At 47.9% G+C, this 19,928-nt stretch carries 17 protein-coding genes; all 17 read right to left on the minus strand.

Going from position 1 to position 19,928, the window contains the following annotated elements; all coding sequences use genetic code 11:
- Window positions 1–182: 182 nt before the first annotated feature.
- Window positions 183–4,994, minus strand: coding sequence for a penicillin-binding Tp47 domain C-containing protein (locus DW642_RS00370; protein WP_117508941.1), 4,812 nt, complete (start codon window positions 4,992–4,994; stop codon window positions 183–185).
- Between the two features lie 307 nt (window positions 4,995–5,301).
- Window positions 5,302–5,826, minus strand: a complete 525-nt coding sequence (locus DW642_RS00375; RefSeq protein WP_117508942.1) for a Gx transporter family protein — start codon at window positions 5,824–5,826, stop codon at window positions 5,302–5,304.
- A 30-nt stretch (window positions 5,827–5,856) separates the two neighbouring features.
- Window positions 5,857–6,240, minus strand: a complete 384-nt coding sequence (locus DW642_RS00380; protein WP_117508943.1) for a NusG domain II-containing protein — start codon at window positions 6,238–6,240, stop codon at window positions 5,857–5,859.
- Between the two features lie 20 nt (window positions 6,241–6,260).
- Window positions 6,261–7,133, minus strand: a complete 873-nt coding sequence (locus DW642_RS00385; RefSeq protein ID WP_117508944.1) for a 4Fe-4S binding protein — start codon at window positions 7,131–7,133, stop codon at window positions 6,261–6,263.
- A 1-nt stretch (window position 7,134) separates the two neighbouring features.
- The gene (locus DW642_RS00390) at window positions 7,135–7,623 is read right to left on the minus strand and encodes an FMN-binding protein (RefSeq protein ID WP_055228158.1); all 489 of its coding nucleotides are present in this window, start codon (window positions 7,621–7,623) and stop codon (window positions 7,135–7,137) included.
- A 12-nt stretch (window positions 7,624–7,635) separates the two neighbouring features.
- The gene (locus DW642_RS00395) at window positions 7,636–9,675 is read right to left on the minus strand and encodes an FMN-binding protein (protein ID WP_117508945.1); all 2,040 of its coding nucleotides are present in this window, start codon (window positions 9,673–9,675) and stop codon (window positions 7,636–7,638) included.
- Window positions 9,676–9,677: 2 nt separating this feature from the next.
- Window positions 9,678–10,841 (minus strand): FAD:protein FMN transferase, encoded by a 1,164-nt coding sequence (locus tag DW642_RS00400; protein ID WP_117508946.1) that lies wholly within the window; start codon window positions 10,839–10,841, stop codon window positions 9,678–9,680.
- 246 nt (window positions 10,842–11,087) lie between these two features.
- Window positions 11,088–13,340: a formate C-acetyltransferase gene (pflB, locus tag DW642_RS00405; protein ID WP_117508947.1), complete on the minus strand. Its 2,253-nt coding sequence runs from the start codon at window positions 13,338–13,340 to the stop codon at window positions 11,088–11,090.
- 195 nt (window positions 13,341–13,535) lie between these two features.
- Window positions 13,536–15,416, minus strand: coding sequence for a DUF5696 domain-containing protein (locus DW642_RS00410; protein ID WP_117509151.1), 1,881 nt, complete (start codon window positions 15,414–15,416; stop codon window positions 13,536–13,538).
- 116 nt (window positions 15,417–15,532) lie between these two features.
- On the minus strand, window positions 15,533–15,886 hold the full coding sequence (rsfS, locus tag DW642_RS15920) for a ribosome silencing factor (RefSeq protein ID WP_022462899.1): 354 nt from the start codon (window positions 15,884–15,886) through the stop codon (window positions 15,533–15,535).
- Window positions 15,887–16,489 (minus strand): bis(5'-nucleosyl)-tetraphosphatase (symmetrical) YqeK, encoded by a 603-nt coding sequence (gene yqeK, locus DW642_RS15925; protein ID WP_055217892.1) that lies wholly within the window; start codon window positions 16,487–16,489, stop codon window positions 15,887–15,889. It abuts the gene before it with no gap.
- Window positions 16,490–16,501: 12 nt separating this feature from the next.
- On the minus strand, window positions 16,502–17,122 hold the full coding sequence (gene nadD / locus DW642_RS00420; protein ID WP_117508948.1) for a nicotinate-nucleotide adenylyltransferase: 621 nt from the start codon (window positions 17,120–17,122) through the stop codon (window positions 16,502–16,504).
- Window positions 17,123–17,189: 67 nt separating this feature from the next.
- Window positions 17,190–17,483 carry a ribosome assembly RNA-binding protein YhbY gene (gene yhbY / locus DW642_RS00425; protein ID WP_022462902.1) on the minus strand — a complete coding sequence of 98 codons (294 nt, stop codon included), beginning with the start codon at window positions 17,481–17,483 and terminating at the stop codon, window positions 17,190–17,192.
- Between the two features lie 28 nt (window positions 17,484–17,511).
- Complete coding sequence (obgE, locus tag DW642_RS00430) at window positions 17,512–18,810, minus strand: GTPase ObgE (RefSeq protein WP_022462903.1); 1,299 nt, start codon at window positions 18,808–18,810, stop codon at window positions 17,512–17,514.
- Between the two features lie 110 nt (window positions 18,811–18,920).
- The gene (gene rpmA / locus DW642_RS00435) at window positions 18,921–19,211 is read right to left on the minus strand and encodes a 50S ribosomal protein L27 (protein ID WP_022462904.1); all 291 of its coding nucleotides are present in this window, start codon (window positions 19,209–19,211) and stop codon (window positions 18,921–18,923) included.
- A gap of 4 nt (window positions 19,212–19,215) precedes the next feature.
- The gene (locus DW642_RS00440) at window positions 19,216–19,536 is read right to left on the minus strand and encodes a ribosomal-processing cysteine protease Prp (protein WP_055228163.1); all 321 of its coding nucleotides are present in this window, start codon (window positions 19,534–19,536) and stop codon (window positions 19,216–19,218) included.
- Window positions 19,537–19,541: 5 nt separating this feature from the next.
- On the minus strand, window positions 19,542–19,847 hold the full coding sequence (gene rplU, locus DW642_RS00445) for a 50S ribosomal protein L21 (protein ID WP_022462906.1): 306 nt from the start codon (window positions 19,845–19,847) through the stop codon (window positions 19,542–19,544).
- Window positions 19,848–19,928: the final 81 nt, after the last annotated feature.

The following is a 19,928-nucleotide window of genomic DNA, read 5'->3' on the forward strand; positions in this document are numbered from 1 at the left end:
AAAATACAGTATTATTATCGCATGAATTGGGAGTTGTGTGAACACTTAATTTTTTGTTTTTTACAAAAAAAGAATCACTTTTTTTACTTCTCGAAACGGCAGAAACCTCCGCCAGAAAAGCTGGAACAGAGGTTTCTGTGATTTCTTATGTCAGAAGAATTTCTCAGTCATTTCGTTCTGAATTACTCTTCGTCGTCTTTTTTCTTTCTGCCGCGGAGTTTGAATCCAAGTCCGCCAGCGCCAAGAGATGCAACTGCCATGCTTACCCATCCCCAGATGTTGGTAGCATCACCGGTCTTTGCATTATCGCTCTTCTTGGAAGTAGAGGTATTGGATACTTTATTACTTGCAAGCGGAGTAGATGTTGCTTTCGGGGTGCTTGTCGGGGTCTTCGTCGGCTGCGTTGTAGGTATTGTGGTAGGAGCAGTCGTCGGGGTTGTGGTTGGTGCTGTTGTAGGTGTAACCGTCGGAGTCTCAGTTGGGGTTACGGTCGGGGTTACGGTTGGGGTCTCTGTAGGAGTAGGAGTCGGCTCTTCTGCTGATTTCTTCCAGGTGAAGCTAAGATCCTGATATCCCAGTGAAGAAACTGTAATTTCAAAGGAATCGCCCTCTGCGAACGGTGCTGCATCTGTCTTTAAGGAACCATCCTCATTGAACAGTACAACAGCTCCTCTTCCGCTTGCTGCATATGCTTTTCCATTTACAGTAACAGAGGTAATGTTCTTCAGATAATCTGCAAACTCTTCATCTGTTGCATCCCCGTTCTTAAGCAGACCCGGTGTTGTCGTATCTTCGTTAAATGCTGCCGGCATCTCTTCCGTGTAAAGGATAAAGTCTGCGGAAAGATCTGCATATTTACCATTCTTATCGCTGACAGTCAATGTATAAGAACCTTTCTCTGCATTCTTGAAGTACAGAGTATCACCGGACACGGTTCCCGTCAGACCTTCTACTGTATAGACAGCATCGTAATCATCCGGCAGGCCTTCCAGTTTAACAGAAGCATTTCCAGATGTGACAGACGCATTCTCTACAGAAAATTCATATGCAAACTTAACCGGTACATATACATCTGCGTCGACTTCGTAAATTCCCTTGCTGGTGTAATAGGTAATTTTGTTGATGGTCTGTCCCATCATACTCTTGTAATGTTCAGAAGAAGTCGGGCAATTATGAACGCTTGTGGTAAATCCAGTGCTCCATGCCAGCTTAGACACTCTCCAGATATTCTCCAGATGACGCATTCCGTAATCGTTGCCCTCTTTTGTGCTGACAACAACACCATATACGGTATCTTCGCCTGCTTTGATGGTATCAGTAAGACCATCCAGATCCAGCTGATAATCACCGTATTTGCTGTTAGTGGAGAGCTCTGCCGTTACATTTTCCAGCTTTGCTGTCTCGGTTCCCTGAACAGCACCAAAGGTTACATTGCCGTCTGCATCTACAGATGCTTCTTTGTAATAAGACGGAACCTCATGTAAAGTGTAATATGCATAGCTTGCATTCTCATACAGTGCATCTTTTCCGGTATACGTTGTGGTGGATGTCTGTCCACGGTTGGTAACGGTGATTTCTACAGAATCCTCATCTGTCACTTTCGTGTATTTGCTCAGATCCATACCCTCTGTTACTTTTACTGGGAAGGTGATACCTGTAATATCGCTTCCGTCTGCATTCACATGGTAAGATCCGCCAGAAAGGGAGGCTGTTCTTGTTTTGTTCTTGGTTGCGGAAGTAAATGCATCTACTGGAATATCGTTATGAACCTCTGCCTGATAGAACTCAGCATACGGAATGTTCATTAATACATACTGGGACTGAAGTGCTTCGATTGCTGCATTCAGATGCTCTGTTGCTTCGTCTACGGTTCCCTGGCTCTGTTTTTTCTCCAATGCTTCTTTTGCTTCTGCCAGTTCTGTCTGCATATTATTCCAGGAAGTTTCCGTGTAAAGATCTTTATTCAGTGCATCTGCCTTTGCAATTGCCTCTTCCAGTGCTGCTGTGCTCTCTACCGGATCAGCTCCTACAATATTCGCTTTGGTTGCTTCAAAAGTGTAGGAAGCATCTGCATAGCCAAGTGCATGAATCGTAATCTTCCAATAACCGGTTCCATCCGTTCCCTCCGGTAAAGTGCAGCGCAGGGAATCGGTAAGGCCAAGCTGGATTCCCATTACTTTATGCATCCAGTTATCTGCTGCGAATTTTGTTCCATACGTTGCTTTTGCATTCGTATAAGTGGAATCATCACCGTAATAAGTCCAGGTTACGGTCTGCAGATTAGCAGCCAGATCGCCGTAATCTCCCGTTAAATCTACGCGAAGGAATTCTCCATAAGAACCATTGGCTTCTTTCACGGTCAGTCCTACGGTCTCAGCATCCGGAGCTGTCTTCAGCGCCTGATCTTTGATTCCGGATTCACTTCCTGTTGTTCCTGCAGAGAAGGAGAAGCTTCCATCTGCATTTTTCACTGCTATCTTCAGACCGTTTGTGTTTTCTGTTACATCTGCAACCAGGCCTGTATAGCTCTGCAGTTTATTTTCAGAAAATCCACCGGAAAGTGTTCCGCCGTTTTCTACCACAACATACTTTTTGCAGAAATCTTCGTAATCATCTTCCGAAACTTTTACAGGCACATATTTCAGACCTTTTACTTCATAATGATCAATCTGGCTCTTATCGTAAGTTACGGTCTCGCCGTTCGTCAGAACTGCCGTGGTTGCTGCGGTATAATATGCTACATCATAGGTTGTGCCATCTTTCATGTAGATAGTCGCTGCGCACTGGAAGCTTCCTCTGTGCAGTCCATGGTTTGTAGTCGCACGGGTTACAACATCAAAAGCGCCTTTATCACTTTCTTCGCGACTGTCAGTTTCATCCGAACCAGCGTCGCTTCCTGCCGCCTGAACTCCTTCTGCTGCCCAATATTCAGCCCAGGTAAGACCTGCATATACATATTTATATGTTGTTTCTTTCTTCTCATAAGTAAAGGAAAGCGTCTTGTAACCTGTTGCAGTTACTTCGATTTCAAATTTATTTCCTTCTGCAAAAGCGGCAGCTGTCAGATCAAGCGTACCGTCTTCTTTGATCAGAATTGTTTTCCGTTTTCCAGTTGCTGCATATTCTTTTCCATTTACTTTTACCGAAGTGATGTTCTTGATATAATCAGCAAAGTCATCTTCTGATGCATTCTCTGCTTTTACAAGCGCCGGAGCACTTCCTTTTTCGTTGTAAGCAGCCGGCATTGCATCTGTATACAGAGTAAAGCTCTGTGTCAGATCTGCATAAACACCTTTTTTATCATGAATCGTCAGAGTATACATTCCTTTTTTCGCATTTGCGGAATAAGAAATGGTATTTCCGTCTACTGCAAATCCATCCAGACCATCTACGGAATATTCTGCATCATAATCAGCCGGAAGTCCGGTTACGGTCATCGTTGTCTTTCCAGCGGAAAGAGAAGCGTCTTCTACGGATACACTTGCCTCAAATTTTGTTGGAACAAAAATATCATTCACTGGAATCGTGTAGATTCCTTTGCTGGTATAATAAGTAACCTTATTGATATGCTGTCCCATCATGCTCTTGTAATGTGCAGAAGAAGTCAGGCATCCATGTACCTGTGTTGTAAATCCAGTTGACCATGCCAGCTCTGTTCCGCGCCAGATATTTTCCACATGACGCATACCATAGTCATTGCCTTCTTTCGTGCTGACAATAACACCATAGATCTGATCGGTTCCAACATCAATCGTGTTCTCCAGTCCGTCGAGATCCAGCTGATAATCTCCATATTTTGATTCAGTCATAAATTCCGGAGATACATTGGTCAGTTCAATTGCAGTTCCAACTGTTTTTCCAAAAGAAAGAGAGCCATCTGCATTTACCGTTGCTTCTTTGTAGTAAGAAGGTACTTCGCTTAATACATAATATGCATAGTCTGAGTTTTCAAATAAGGCGTCTTTTCCAGTGTATGTCTGTGTAGATGTCTGACCACGGTTTGTTACTGTAATACTTACAGAGTCAGAATCTGTTACTTTCTTAAATTTGGAAAGATCCACTCCTGTTACTTTAACCGGGAAGGTAATTCCATTGATTGCACTTCCATCTGCATTGGTATGATAAGAACCACCGGCAAGAGTGGCTGTTCTTGTTTTGCTCTTCGTTGCGGAAGAAAATACATCCACTGGAACAGAGTTGTTTACATCTGCAGCATAAAATTCATCATACGGAATGTTCATCAGAACGTAAGCCACCTGCTCAGTTGGAGTCTCGGTCGGGGTCGCCGTTGGGGTTGCGGTTGGCGTTGCTGTCGGGGTCGCCGTCGGAGTCGGTGCTTTAACAAGGCCTTTTACTGCAGTATTCAGCGCATCTTTCGCGGTATCAACAGCGCTCTGGGATTCTTTTGCAGAAAGAGCAGATTTTGCTGCGGTAAGAGCAGTCTGGACAGCTTTCCAGGAGTCTGCGGTGTAGTCAGCTTCCTTTAATGCTTCGGCATCTGCGATTGCTTTTTCAAGTGCTGTGGTGTCTACTGCTTCTGGAGTCGGGGTTGCTTTTTGGGTTGCTGCAAGAGCCGCGGTTTTTACTGCATTCGAAGTTCTGGTTGCACCCGATACAATATCCCATCCTTCAATGTTTTCAATCGTTGCATCTTTTCCAAGAAGTTTCGTTTTGAATCCTTTGCTGTTTGTAGCTGCTTTTTTAAAATATGTAGCATTTTCTGTATTGTATCCAGAACCAGGTGTTACTGCAATATCAGAAAACTTACCGTCTGCAACTGTGATTTTGACATTAACGTCATATTCATCCCATGCATTCTCATCCTCATCGTCTTCTGCAGTTCTGGTAACATGAGCCGTAGACTCATAAGTGCCATCTGCCAGCACGCCACTTGTAGCATCCGCCAGTGCGGTTCCCGGGAGCAGGCTCATGGTCATGGAAGCTGCCATTACGGCTGCTAATGATTTTTTCTGAAGTTCTTTTCTTTTGATCATAACTTCCTCCTTTTTCCTTTTCCACAGTTTTGCAGGAAAAACAGGGGCAAAACTGTCCTTCATTATTATATTAGTTTTCACTAATCAATAATTGTTTTAACTAACCGTAGATTATTCTACTAATTTTTGATCGTTTTGTCTAACTCTTAACTGATTATTTTTTCTCAAAAGAGGCACAGATTCTGCTTATTGAGTATTTTTACTATTTAATGATCCGATACTGTGAAGTTTGTGGGATGATTTTCGTTCCCACACAGAAAAAATTCCGTAGATATGGAGTTTTCACCGCGAAGAACTTATGGAGTTTTCACCGCGAAGAACTCTTTCGTCCCTCGCGTTTTACCGCAGAAAGAATGCGGTCCGAAAGGATTCCGATCAGCATTCCGGTGATGACTCCGGCCACGAGAAGCGCCGGCAGATAATAGAACAGTTTGCGGTTCTGCACCACGAGAGCCGCCACGCAGATCTGCGCGACATTGTGCGTCACGCCTCCTGCAATACTTACGCCGGTGATACTAAAGCCCTTGATGTGTTTCAGCAGAAGCATCACAAGAAAGCTCAAAAGCCCGCCGGCAAGGCTGTAAAGGATGGACATTCCATTTCCGAACAGATACCCCATCAGAAGAATGCGGGCGACGGAAATCATCAGGACTTCCCCTGCCGGAAGGAAAAAGAGGCCGACGACTACAACCAGATTGGCAATGCCGAGTTTGATTCCAGGAACACCGAGGTTGATCGGGATCAGTACCTCCACATAACTGAAGATCATGGCAAGTGCCATCAGCATGGCGCATAAGGCAATTTTTCTGCTTGCAGTGCGGCTGTCTCTCATAAATTCCAATTCCTTTCTTCTAAGCTGGTATTATTTTACAATCACATCCGGCGCATCGTCGGCGTCGTCCGTTGTGGATCCGTCACTTTCTACCTCCGCAACCAGCTTATGCGGCAGGCACACGATCGTCTCATTTACCCGGGAAATCGTACCCTGTCTTTTGCAGTAGCCGTCCGGGCAGTCAGCTTCTTCCATATGGACACTTCCGTTTTCGATCACCAGGACATTCGTTCCGTGACCCGTCTGAATTTTCACGGTCTGATTTTCTGCGAGTGAATACGTTCCGTAGACTTCGCCGTCCACCGTGACTTTCATGGTATTTCCATTTTCCGTTTTCGGCAGCCGAAGCGCCAGGGAAAGGATTCCAGCCAGGAGCAGAACGGCGCCTGCCAGAATCAGATCTTTTTTCTTCATATAGTTTTCCTTATTCTGAATCAGATGCCAGCCCATAACAGCAGTGTCAGCAGGAATACAGCACGGAACAGCGTAAAGAGGATTTCATTTCCGTGAAATTCCTTTACCCCGCAGCGGATATTACCTTTCGGACACGTATCAATACATTTCTGGCACTGGAAACAGTCGCCGGAGATCTCCACGTATCCATCGGATGGCAGTTCCACCGCTGACGGGCACTGTCTCGTGCAGGCGCTGCAGCCGCGGATGCAGTTTTCGCGTTTCCGGTGCAGAGTAAAGAACGGCAGGATCGGAAGCAGAGAAAAGACAGCTCCCATTGGGCACAGGAAACGGCAGAAAAAGCGCTCCTCAAAGAACATGCCGACCAGGATCAGCACCAGAAGAACAATGCCTGGAATATAAGAGGAAAGTCGGAAATTTCCCGCATGCAGCATGGAAAAGACATCCCACGGGCTTGTTCCTCTTGCTTTCTGATAAACTCCTGCAAAGCAGCAAAGAGCAATCAGAAGCAGAATGCCGTATTTGACCAGCGCCAGTTTTTTTGCCAGTTCCGGTTTGATGCGTCTGGGCTTCTTTTTACGTTTCTTACAGATTATACCATAAATTGCGTGCATTGCATCCCCCAGACTTCCAAAAGCGCATGCAAAACCGCAGAAAAATCTTCCGAATACGATCGTAAATGCACAGACAAGGAGCAGAGCCGACACAAACGCGGTCATCTCAATTTTTTCACCCTGTCCAAGCTGCGTAAAAATGTATTTCACTCCGTTAAATGCAGCGGTAAATACTGACGGAAGAAACAGGAAATATAAAAGCTGGATTCCGGCACGCAGGCAGGAAACGATCTGTTTTCTCTTCTTTGCCGGTAATGTGGATAGATCTAAATTTTTCATGTTATTTCTCCGCCTTTTCTATTGCTTCCTGCGCCGCATTTCTGATACCGGTGGAGCTGAATGTTGCTCCGCTGATCGTATCAACATCGGCGGACTGTGCCTCAATAATCTTTGGAATGATCGCCTCCGCGTTTGACAGATACGCACTGTCCTCGCCGTCGGCGGATGTGATGGCAAGATCGGTAATCTGGCCGCCCTCTACGGTTACTTCAACTGCAATGGTGCCGCCGAAGCCGTCAGCTTCACCGTCATACGTACCGTCCACGTACTGCCCTTCTGCTTCTGCTGCTTCACTTGCGGCCGTATCCGCCGTGTTGGATGCAGCTGCTGCGGCCTGCAGATTTTCCTTCTGAAGCTGGGTCGTCTCAAGCTCTGCCGAGAGCCGCGCGATCTGATCCTCTTTGTCTCTTTTATCGAGTACGGTATTGTAGCCGATCAGAACAGCAGCAATGACAGCGACATTCAAAAAACGAACAATCAATTGTCTCATCTGTTTTCCCCTTTATTGCGTTACTTTCGCAGCATCCAGCGCATTCCGGCATGCCTCAAGAATGGCTTTTGAGGAGCAGGTTGCACGGGAAACGGTGTCGATGTTTTCAAGCGTTCCGGTTTCCAGAATCTGAGCGGAAACGCCTTTGATTTTGGAGGTTCCTTCGGATGCGCGGCGGATGTAGGAGGCATTCTGACTGTCTCCGTCACCGGTGATGTTGCTTAACGCTACGATTTTATCGTTTTCAATTGTTACCGTCACAGAAAGCTGATAAGCGGTAAAATCTTCATCTTCATCCGGCTCGCAGACGGCAATCGCTGTGTATTCGCCGTCCTGATAGATCTTTTGTTCCGGAGTTTCCGTCGGGGTTGGTGTTGGCGTCTCAGTTGGCTCCGGGATTTCGGTCGGGGTTGGTGTTTCCGTCGGTGTCGGGGTTGGATTTTTCTTTTCCTCAGTTACGCGTTCTGCCTCTTTTAAAGCTTCCTCGATTGCCGCAAGAATTCCCCTGGAGCTGTAGGTTGCGCCGGAAACGGTGTCAACTTCCAGTGTCTGGTTTTTCACAACGTCCTTTGCTGTCTGTTTTGCGCGTTTTAAGAATGCTTCGTCATCTTCACTCTCGGTCACGAGAATTGCCTTGATCGTCTCATCCTGAATGACAACTGCCGTTGTAATGTCTCCCAGATAGCCCTCGCCGGTTCCGTAGTAAATGCCTTCCTCGTATGGGAATTTTCCTTCCGGAATCGTTGTGGTTCCGCCGCTGCTCGTTCCGTTATCCGGAACGGTCTCGCCGTTTGTTGCCTTCTTCGCATTTTCCAGCGCCTGTTTTACTGCGTTCTGGATGCCGCGGGAGCTGTACGTTGCGCCGGATACGAGATCCACATCGGTTTTCTGTCCGTCTACGATGCGGTCCGCTACGACTTTGGCACGGTTGAAGAATGTCTCGTCATCTTCGTTTTCCAGAATCAGTACCGCTTTGATCGTCTGATCCTGCAGGGCTACCGCCACTTTGATGTCTCCCTGGAAACCGGCGGCCGTTCCGTAATAAATTCCGTCCTGATAAGGAAAACTTCCCTTGGATGCAGACGAGTTGTTATTGTTCTGGCCGTTATTCTGACTGTTGTTTCCGTTGTTTGTATTGCCCTGGCTTCCTCCGTTTGTACTGGAAGACCCGTTCACTGCCGCCTGACTTAAGGCACTCCGCACAGCTTCAATAATACCGCGGGAGCTGTATGTCGCGCCGGAGACCGTATCCACATTCGTACTTTGTGTTGAGATAATCGTCGAAATCAGAAAGGAAGCACTGGAAAGGTAGCTTGGCGTATCGCTGTTTTCCACAATATCAATCGAAGCAATTTTTCCGCCGCTGACAACAACACAGACTTTCATTGTGCCGCCAAATCCCGTTCCGGTTCCGTAATACGTTCCATCCCGGTAGGCAGCCGGCTCTTCAATTTTAGATACCGTAACTGTTCCGCCGGCAGAGGCTCCGCCGCCTGCCGCTCCTGATGCGGATGCCGGTTCTGAAGTGTCCTCCTGACCGGTCAGTGCATTTTTCACGGCTGCAAGGATACCTTTTGAACTGAAAGTTGCACCGGAAACCGTGTCCACATCCACACTCTGGGATGCGATGATACGGTCGATAACTCCCTTCGCACGGTTCAGGAAAGCTGCGTCCTCGCCGGGAGCGCTTACAATCGAGATCGACTGAATCGTTTTGTCTTTCAATACGACAGAGACTGTAATCGTACCGCCAAAACCTGTTCCGCTTCCTTCGTACGTTCCGTCCGCCAGCTCAAAGCTGCCGGAACCGACGGCTGCGACAAGTTCTGCTTCGGTATCGGTTGTCTTTTTGGTATCGTCCTTCTTTTTTGTATCATCTTTCTTTTCCGCTGCATCGGTATCCTGTTCCGGCTCCGGTGTCACCAGTGCCTCCGGCTGCTCTACGGCGTAAACCGGTGCAGTGTAGCCGTTCAGCGAAATACCGGCGCAGGCTGCTACGATAACTGCCGCGAGAGCCGGTGCAAATGCTGTCAGTTTTTTCCATTTTCCCATGGTTATGTATCACCGTCTTTCCTGATAATGTTTGTCTCGTGATCGGATGTGAAATCGTCAGCAATTCCTTCGGTTACATGCAGAACGCCGTCCTCATCCTCCAGAATGGTGTCAAATTCATCGCTGTGTGCACGCCAGTATTCGGCCGCCTTGTCCTTTCCCATGATGAAAAGAGAAGTTGAAAGACCATCTGCCAGTGTTCCGTCAGCACTTACGATCGTCACCGACACCAGACCGTTATTTGCCGGATGACCGGTCGATGGGTCGATGATGTGATGATATTTCATGCCGTCCTGTTCGAAATACCGCTCATAGCCGCCAGAAGTAATAACCGCCCGGTCGGCCGTCGAGAGAATGCCGAGATAATCATCCTCCGCTTCCGGACTCTGCACGGCAACACGCCATTTGCTGCCATCCGTTTTCGTGCCGACAACCTGAACGTTTCCACCGAGGTTGATGAGCCCGCTCGTCACACCGCATTCCCGGTAAATATCCGCAATTCTGCCGGATGTATAACCCTTTGCGATTCCGCCGAAGTCGATTTTCATGCCGTCCTTGGCAAAGCTGATGGATGCGCTGTCCTTGTCGTAAAGGATATCATTGGCATCGGTCAGCGGAAGGAGGCTTTCGATCGTCTCATCCGAAGGAATCGTATAATTTCCGGTTGTAAAACCCCAGGCGTCCATGATCGGATAAATTGCGATGTCGAAAACGCCGTTTGTGCTGTCATACAGATCCAGCGAGCGTTCCAGCAGATAGGTGGTATCCTCCGATAAGGTTCCGCTGCCGTTTGCATTGATCTGCGCTACTTCACTCGTCTCCTCTCCGGTCGACAGAAGTGCATCCAGCCGCTCAATCTCCTGCTGCGCCTGATCCACCGCCGTTTCTGCATTCGGACCATAGGCAGTGACCGTCATGTACGTATCCATCGCAAAAATATCCCGGCTGCTCGATGCATCTGCGGCATCGGAAGAAGCTGTGGATGATGCGGATTTCTGCGTGGAATTCTCTTCCGAAGCGTCAGAACTGCTCGAAGACTCCGAAACAGACGCCGGCTGTGTCTGACTTTCACTGCTCTCCGGCTGCGCTGCTGTCCCCGCACCGGAACATCCGCCGACCGTCATCACCATGGCAAGACAAAATGCTGCAACAATTTTCTTTTTCATAAATAAAACTCCATTTTTTCTTATGTTAGGAAATTCTAACTTTGGTATTATAACATTAACTTGTAACTTACGCTATGAATTACTTGATAAAAGTTTTTCAATTAGCGTTCTGTATCTGATAAATTTTCTCATTTTATGTACTCTAAATCAAGTGGATTTTACTGGAATTCAAGCACCGATATACAAAAAGCCCCCACAGCCGCATTGCTGCGGCCGCGGGGGCTTTAGAAATAACATTTTCAGAAATTACATATGATCGTGGCAGGTACGTGCAATTACGTCCATCTGCTGCTCTTTTGTCAGGTCGATGAATTTAACTGCATAGCCGGATACACGGATCGTGAAGTTTGCGTACTCCGGTTTCTCCGGGTGCTCCATTGCGTCGATCAGTTTTTCGGTTCCGAATACGTTTACGTTCAGGTGATGTGCACCCTGCTCGAAGTATCCGTCCAGAACGTGTACCAGGTTCTCGGTACGCTCTTCGTCGTTGTGGCCAAGTGCGCCTGGGTTGATGGTCTGGGTGTTGGAGATTCCGTCCAGAGCGTCCTCATACGGCAGTTTTGCTACAGAGTTCAGGGAAGCAAGAAGTCCGCTCTTCTCTGCGCCGTAAGACGGGTTAGCTCCTGGAGACAGAGGCTCACCAGCTTTTCTTCCATCCGGCAGAGAACCTGTTGCTTTACCATATACAACGTTGGAAGTAATGGTAAGGATAGAGGTTGTCGGCTCGGAATCACGATAGGTATGGCAGTATTTCAGTTTGTCCATGAAGGTACGAAGCAGCCATACAGCGATCTCGTCTGCTCTGTCATCGTCGTTGCCGTATCTTGGGAAGTCGCCGGTTGTCTCGAAGTCAACAGCCATTCCTTCTTCGTCACGGATAACTTTAACTTTAGCGTATTTGATTGCGCTTAAGGAGTCTACTACGTGAGAGAATCCTGCGATACCGGTTGCAAAGGTACGTCTTACATCGGTGTCGATCAGAGCCATCTCTGCTGCCTCATAGTAGTATTTGTCATGCATGTAGTGGATCATGTTCAGAGTTCCAACGTACAGATGAGCCAGCCAGTCCATCATAACGTCGTATTTCTTCATAACCTCATCATAGTCCAGATACTCAGCAGTGATCGGCTGATATTCCGGAGCAACCTGCTGTTTTGTCTTCTCGTCTTTACCGCCGTTGATCGCGTACAGAAGGCATTTTGCAAGGTTTGCACGAGCGCCGAAGAACTGGATCTCCTTACCGGTCTCGGTAGCAGATACACAGCAGCAGATGGAGTAATCATCGCCCCATACCGGACGCATTACATCATCGTTCTCATACTGGATGGAGCTTGTCTGTACAGAAATATGAGCTGCATATTTCTTGAAAGCTTCCGGAAGATTCTCAGAGTACAGAACAGTAAGGTTCGGCTCTGGGGACGGTCCCATGTTTTCCAGTGTATGCAGGAAACGGAAATCGTTCTTTGTAACGATAGAACGTCCGTCGATTCCCATACCGGCAACTTCCAGAGTAGCCCATACCGGGTCACCGGAGAACAGCTGATTGTAAGACGGAATTCTTGCGAATTTAACCATACGGAATTTCATTACCAGATGGTCGATCAGCTCCTGAGCCTCTTTCTCGGTCAGGATTCCTTTTTCGATATCTCTTTCGATGTAGATGTCAAGGAAAGTAGATACACGGCCAACGCTCATTGCAGCACCGTTCTGAGTTTTGATAGCTGCAAGGTATCCGAAGTACAGCCACTGAACAGCTTCTCTTGCGTTCTTAGCCGGCTCGGAAATGTCATAGCCATAGGACTGTGCCATAACTTTCATATCCTGCAGTGCTCTGACCTGGTCAGCGATCTCTTCTCTTAACTGGAAGTCACCACGACGCATTCCCTGACGATTGGTTGCAGCGAAGTCTGCTTTTTTGCGCTCGATCAGGTAATCAATACCGTACAGAGCAACACGACGGTAGTCGCCTACGATACGGCCACGGCCATAGGTATCCGGCAGACCGGTCAGGATTTTATTATGACGGGCTTTCATCATCTCTGGTGTGTAGATGTCGAATACACCCTGGTTATGTGTTTTGTGATATTTAGTGAAAATTTCATGAAGCTTCTCGCTTGGTTTGTAGCCGTAAGTCTCGCAGGACTGCTCAGCCATTTTAATTCCACCATACGGCATAAATGCACGTTTCAGCGGTTTGTCTGTCTGAAGACCAACTACCTGCTCCAGATCTTTCATGCTGTCATCGATATATGCTGCGCCGTAAGCTGTGATTCCGCTTACAACGTCTGTCTCCATATCCAGAACGCCGCCTTTTGCACGCTCTTCTTTCTGGAGTTCCTGTAATTTGCCCCACAGACGGTCTGTAGCCTCTGTTGGTCCCTCCAGGAATTTCTCATCTCCGTCATATGGAGTATAGTTGTTCTGAATAAAGTCACGTACGTCGATGCCTTCTTTCCAGAGTCTTCCGGTAAAGCCATCCCACTGTTCAAATTCTCTCATTTGCTTTGTTCCTTTCTGGTGTTATTTTGTTTCGTCACGCTCCGGCATCTTCTTTGCACCGGGCATGAACACCTCCGCATGCATAATATAACAAATCTCTGCTTTCCGCGCAAGATATGCACTTGAAAAAATACAAGGAAAACCACAAAATCTTGTATTTTTATAAGAACAAAATCTACATGTGGCGCTTTTCTTTTATGCCCCGTATCCGATTTCATATATCTGCTCTGCAAAGTCACAAATAACATATGTTCCATCGGAAAATTCACTCTTCTGTACGCTTCCGTCCGCCGTCATACACTCGTGGCGTACCAGTTCCAGGAGTGCCGTTTTTTCATGCAGCTCCGTTACAACGCGGCATCTTTCTGTCATCTCTTCCAGACTGATTTTCTCCCCGTCAAATGCACCATCTGTATTCGGATATGCGCCGTCCCGTACAAGATACGGTGCACCGCCTGCAAGAAGCGCATACAGCATATAGTCCTCGTCTTTTGAAACACGGTCCATCATCCACGGCTCGATTACGCAGTCATGATACACAAGATTAAAGAGCGGCACCGGGATTCCTTTTTTCGGTGTCTCTGCCGGGCGCAGCATAAAGTCGTACGGCGCATAATGGCAGAATACCAGATACGGAACGGCCCAGTCGCTGACCTCCTCGGAGCTTGAGAGAATCCCCTGTGAGAGCAGCCAGGAGAAGCAGTTTCCGCGGTACGTATAGCAGTCTCTTCTCGTCATCACATGCTCCGGATTTGCGCACTCGTCGCCCTCGTTGCACGTAAACACATCGAGGTATGCACCGTCAAGCCGGATTCCGTTTTTCTTCAGCTCGGCAAAATTCCGTTTCACATAGAACGGTGCCTGCGTTGCACAGAGATAGCTCTGCGGTCCGCCCGCCCAGTAACTGTGTCCCGGTATCGTTCTATCCGGAAGGCGGCAGGCATAATTTTCATCGTAGCTCGGCGCTGCATGGTAATAATCGCGGTACTGGTCGTGAATACCGAATTTGTAGCCGAAATCATGCATCGTATCGACAAGCGATTTCATGTCTTCCCATCCGCCGGCCGCTTGGCATGCCGGTGTGTAGTCCGGATGCTGGTTGTCATACCCCGGTTCTGCCCAGCCGTCCAGATGAAGATAGACTTTCTCTACGCCGAGATCATGAATTTCGCGGATCTGCTGTTCGCGCACGGAAAACGGCACTACGCGGTTATTTTTCTCCGGATTCTGCGGATCGAAAAAGCCGGACTCCGGCTGCACAACCGTCTTGATTCCCGTATGAACAAAACACGTTCCCACAAGATCGTGAATGGACGGATTCTGTACTGCCTTTTCTTTCAAAGTGCGCAGATGGCCCTGTTCCCGTACATACTGACGGTATGTTTTGCAGAGGTCGTTATAATCGCAGTCATTTAAAAACGTATAACGGAATACGCGGCGGTAATTCATTGTTCCAAGGCTCGGCTCCAGCCATGCCCCCACGCTGGTATACGGGCCGCCTGCCGGGTGCTCTGCCTGATAACCGACGTTCCACGGTGTTGTACAGATCGCTGTATAGCCGCATCTTTCCTTCACCTGGCCAAACCACGGCATATAGCCGCCGGAGGTCTCAAATCTGCCGTCAAACGAAAGCTTTCCAAGTTCCGTCTTCCAGGTATTCGGAATCAGAAGTCCCTGTCCCTCGGTAAGGAGTGTATACCAGTCATCGCGCCCGTTTGTAAACTCCATTGCCGTCGGCCACAGCACCTTTACCGGATGCAGTCCCTCCTCGCAGAGCGGAATCCACTCCATCCAGAATGTTTCATCCACAGCTTCGATCCAGATAATCGTCTCGAAGGCATACGGTGTTCCCGCAAATCCCGCATAACGGCTCCGGATGCCGCATCCGACGCCGAAGGAATAGACCTCATGGGAAATCTCCTCTGCATCCAGGAAACGGTATGTTCCCTCTGCAAAAATCAGTTCCGGTGTCTTTTTCGGATCCGTATTCCAGACAACGCCGTCTTTTTCGATCCTAAGTCCCAGCATCTCTTCATCGAGCATCACAGCAAGCGATCCGCTTTCTATTTTTTTCATCGTGTGATATTCCCCTTTTTCTTTATCATATGCGTTCCAAACACCAGAAAGGCGCAGAGAACCCGTCCGCCTTTCTCTGCACGGTTCCGGATTTTCTGCGCCTTTTTCCACCTAACTTACATAATCTCTTCTTTTTCTACGACTTTACCGTCTCTCCAGATTCTCTCCAGATCGTAGAACAGGCGGTTCTCCTCATCAAAGATGTGGATGACAACATCGCCGTAGTCCATCAGAATCCAGTTTGCGGTCTGATAGCCTTCGATCTGTTTTGGATGTACGCCGGCTTTTCCGAGTACCTCCTCTACGTTGTCTGCCATCGCCTGTACCTGGTTGCGGTTGCTTCCGCTGGCGATCATGAAATAATCTGCCAGAGTCGAAACATGGGTAATGTCCAGAATGCGGACATCCATTGCTTTTTTATCTTCCAGTGCTTCCAGTGCAAGTTTTGCAGTCTGTTTTGCTTCGCTCATTTATGCTTCCTCCTTTGCCGTCCGTTCCCGGTGCAGTGCCTCATAGAACTGATATGCCTGCTCCGTCATCGGGTCCATCGTCTTCGGGTTTTCCGACAGATACGCCATACTGTCTTTTAAAATTTCATACATGCATTCGTCGATATCGGTGAATGCCAGCTTCCGAAGGCGGGTAAGGTGCGGTGCCTTGTTTCGTGCCGGCTCGATATAATCTGCGATATAGATGATCTTCTCCAGCAATGTCATATCTTCTTTTCCTGTCGTATGCCAGGTGATGGCACTTAAGATCTCCGGATCTTCCACCTTATACTTGTCCTTCGCCAGAAATGCACCGAGCTTGGCATGGATCAAAAACGGATTGTTCCGCTCAAACTCAGTGATTTCAATCTTATTTTTCTCACACATGGTGATTTTTTTCTTATTCGGAATGCATTTTGCACAGTCGTGAAGCAGTCCCGCGACACGGGCCTTTTCGAGATCCTCGCCCCATACCATCGCCATGGATGCTGCGGTAAACATCACACCGAGCGTGTGATGATAGCGGTCTTCATCGACTTCCTTCTGGAGTTTTTTGTCCAGTTTCCATAAATCGTACTGTTCCATCCTGCTCTTCCTCTAATCCTGATAGATTTTCTGCTCCTGAATGTAGGAAATCACAGAATCCGGCAGATAGTATTTCACGGATTTTCCTTCCCGGATCCATTCCCGCAGTTCGTGGGAAGAAACATCCAGATTCGGTGTGTCGAGTTTCAGAAAGGTACCGTGAAGTTTTTTTGCATTTCGTTCCATACAGGCCAGAAGCTCTTTCTCTTTTGCCCGATCCCTGGTCGCCACAAGGATCTTTGCCGCGGCGCAGATCCGCTCTGGATTTTTCCACTCATCAAAATAGAACAGGGAATCCGCTCCAATGATAAAGTAAAACTCCGTGCCCGGATGTTCCTTCCGCATCGCCTCAAGCGTCCGATAACTGTAGGTATAGCCCTCATCTTTCATCTCTTTGGTGCAGAGCACAAAATGCGGATTGGATGCGATGGCACGGCGCACCATCTCGACACGCTGTGCATCCTTTGCCTGTCCCGCCCGGTTCCGCTTATGTGGCGGATTTCCGGCCGGAAGAAACCAGACTTCATCAAGCCCGAACTGCTCGTACGCCGCCTCGCCAAGGATCAGATGACCGATATGAATGGGATCGAATGTGCCTCCCATAATGCCAATTTTTCTGTTTTTCTTTTCCATACGTTTTCCTCAAAAAGCGCCGGAACTGCAGCGGTATGCTCCGGTCCCGGCGGTTCTTTCCTGCGGATTATTTCGGAAGCTGAATTTTCTTTTTCTCTTTTTTGCCCTCTTTGTACAGCACGATCTTTTTGCCGATCACCTGTACGACCTGGGAATTGGTGCGTTCTGCCAGAACTTCTGCGATCTCTCTTGGATCATCGAGGCAGTTCTGCAGTACATTGATTTTAATCAGTTCTCTCGCCTCAAGTGCCTCTGCTACAGCAGCGGTATGCTCCGGCGTGATGCTGCTTTTTCCTACCTGCAGGATCGGTTCCATGGTCATGGCAAGGCCTTTCAGGTATGCTCTCTGCTTGCTGGTCATACGTCTCCTCCTTCGTTATTTATTCGTTCTATTTATAATAATCAAATTCAAATCCATACATCTTGACGGTATCGCCTTCCTGGATGCCGGCCTGTTCGAGTTCGTCTAAGATACCGGTATCTTTTAAGAACCGCTGGAAGAAAGCAAAACCTTTCTCGGAATCCAGATTGGTGTAGCCGAGCATTTTCTCGATCTTCGGTCCCTCGATGATGAAGCGGTGCTCGTCCTCCGGGTCCTGCTCGACGGTGTACGGCAGGTTCTCGGCAAGAAGCATATCCTCCGGGAAGAATTCCTGCTCGAAGACCATACGCTCTTTCGGAAGCTCATCGAGTTTTTTCTGTACGGCATATAAAAGCTCTTTTAAGCCTTTTCCGCTGACGGCAGAAATCGGATAAACCGGGATGCCTTTCGGCTCGAACTCTTTTTTCAGACGTTCCACCGGATCCTCTTCGCCCTCTTCTACATAGATCGCATCGGTCTTATTGGCCGCGATAATCTGCGGGCGTTTTGCGATCTCCGGGTTATAGGCTTCGAGCTCTTTGTTGATCTTGTTGATATCATCCACTGGATCTCTTCCCTCGGTCGATGCAACGTCTACTACATGGATCATCACGCGGGTTCTCTCGATGTGGCGCAGGAATTCATGGCCGAGGCCGACTCCTTCCGATGCACCCTCGATCAGTCCCGGGATATCTGCGATAACAAATCCGCTGCAGCCCTCAAGGTCTACGACACCGAGGTTCGGGGAAAGCGTGGTAAAGTGATAATTTGCAATTTTCGGTTCTGCATTTGTCACGCGGGAAAGCAGGGTCGATTTTCCAACGTTCGGGAAACCGACGAGTCCGACGTCCGCGATGACTTTCAGTTCCATTCTTACTTCCAGCTCCTGTGCCGGCTGGCCTGGCTGGGCGTATTTCGGAACCTGCATGGTAGCGGTTGCGTAATGCATATTTCCGTTTCCGCCTTTTCCGCCTTTTAATACAACCTGACGGCGGTTTTCACCGGACATATCTGCGATGACTTTTCCGCTCGCAGCGTCCATAATGACGGTTCCTTCCGGTACTTTCAGGACAATATCTGCGCCGTTTCCGCCATGGCATCTGCGTTTTCCGCCCGGCTCGCCGTCGGTAGCAGAAAACTTTCTTCTGTGGCGGTAATCAACCAGTGTATTCAGTCCTTCGTCAACTTCAAAAATAACGTCTCCGCCTTTGCCGCCATCGCCGCCGTCCGGCCCGCCGTTCGGTACAAAAAGCTCTCTGCGGAAACTGACATGTCCGTCTCCGCCCTTACCGGAGCGGATCAGAATTTTTGCTCTGTCTGCAAACATGGTATTCTCCTGTCTTGTTTTATCTAAATCCAAATCGGTCTGCTGGACCTTTAATTATTATTAACAAAAACGGCTTCAAACCTCTTAAGATTTGAAGCCGCACCTTTGTCTTACTCTTCTGTTGCTACCGGATATACGGAAACCTGTTTTTTGTCACGTCCTTTTCTTTCGAAAGCTACGCGTCCGTCAACCATAGCGAATAAGGTATCGTCTTTTCCGATTCCTACGTTCACGCCTGGATGAATCTTGGTTCCACGCTGTCTGTAAAGAATGTTTCCAGCCTTTACAACCTGTCCGTCAGCTCTTTTTGCTCCTAATCTCTTGGACTCGGAATCTCTACCGTTCTTGGTAGAACCAACTCCTTTTTTATGAGCGAAAATCTGAAGGTTCATATTTAACATGGTATTACACCTCCTTGAATGCGATCTCTAAGTATTGTGCTCCATAATCGCGGCGGATACTTTCGAGGCCCAGCAAAAGTGATTTTACAAGAAGTGCGGTACTTTCAGAATACCCATTCGGGAATGAAAAATACACGTATCCATCTCCAGCTTCACTTATAATCAGATCCTCTGTCAATGTTTCCACGGAATTTACGGTGTTTACAATCAGTGCGGAGACAGCGGCACAGATAATATCCTGCCCTTCCTCTGCATAGCCTGCATGACCGTTTGACTCCACGGAGATGTACTCGCCGTCAGACTCTGTTACGGTTATACAAATCATAAGACTTAAGCGTTGATTTTTTCAATCTTCACTTCAGTGTACTGCTGTCTGTGACCGTTTTTCTTATGATAACCAGTTTTTCTCTTATACTTGTAAACGATAACTTTTTTGCCTTTACCGTTTCCAACTACAGATGCGGTTACGGATGCATTTTTAACGTCCTCGCCAACTTTCAGTCCGTCATTGCTTACTGCAAGTACCTGATCAAAAGTTACGGTTTCTCCAGCTTCAACGCCAAGTTTCTCTACTCGGATAACATCGCCTTCAGCTACCTTGTACTGTTTACCACCTGTTGCAATAATTGCGTACATATGGCACCTCCCTATCAATTACTCGCCAGATTCGGTGGTCTTTCGACTCTTTTACCTCTCTGTGCGGCATACTTCTACAAT

Source organism: Blautia sp. AM23-13AC, assembly GCF_003435675.1.
Taxonomy (GTDB): domain Bacteria; phylum Bacillota; class Clostridia; order Lachnospirales; family Lachnospiraceae; genus Fusicatenibacter; species Fusicatenibacter saccharivorans.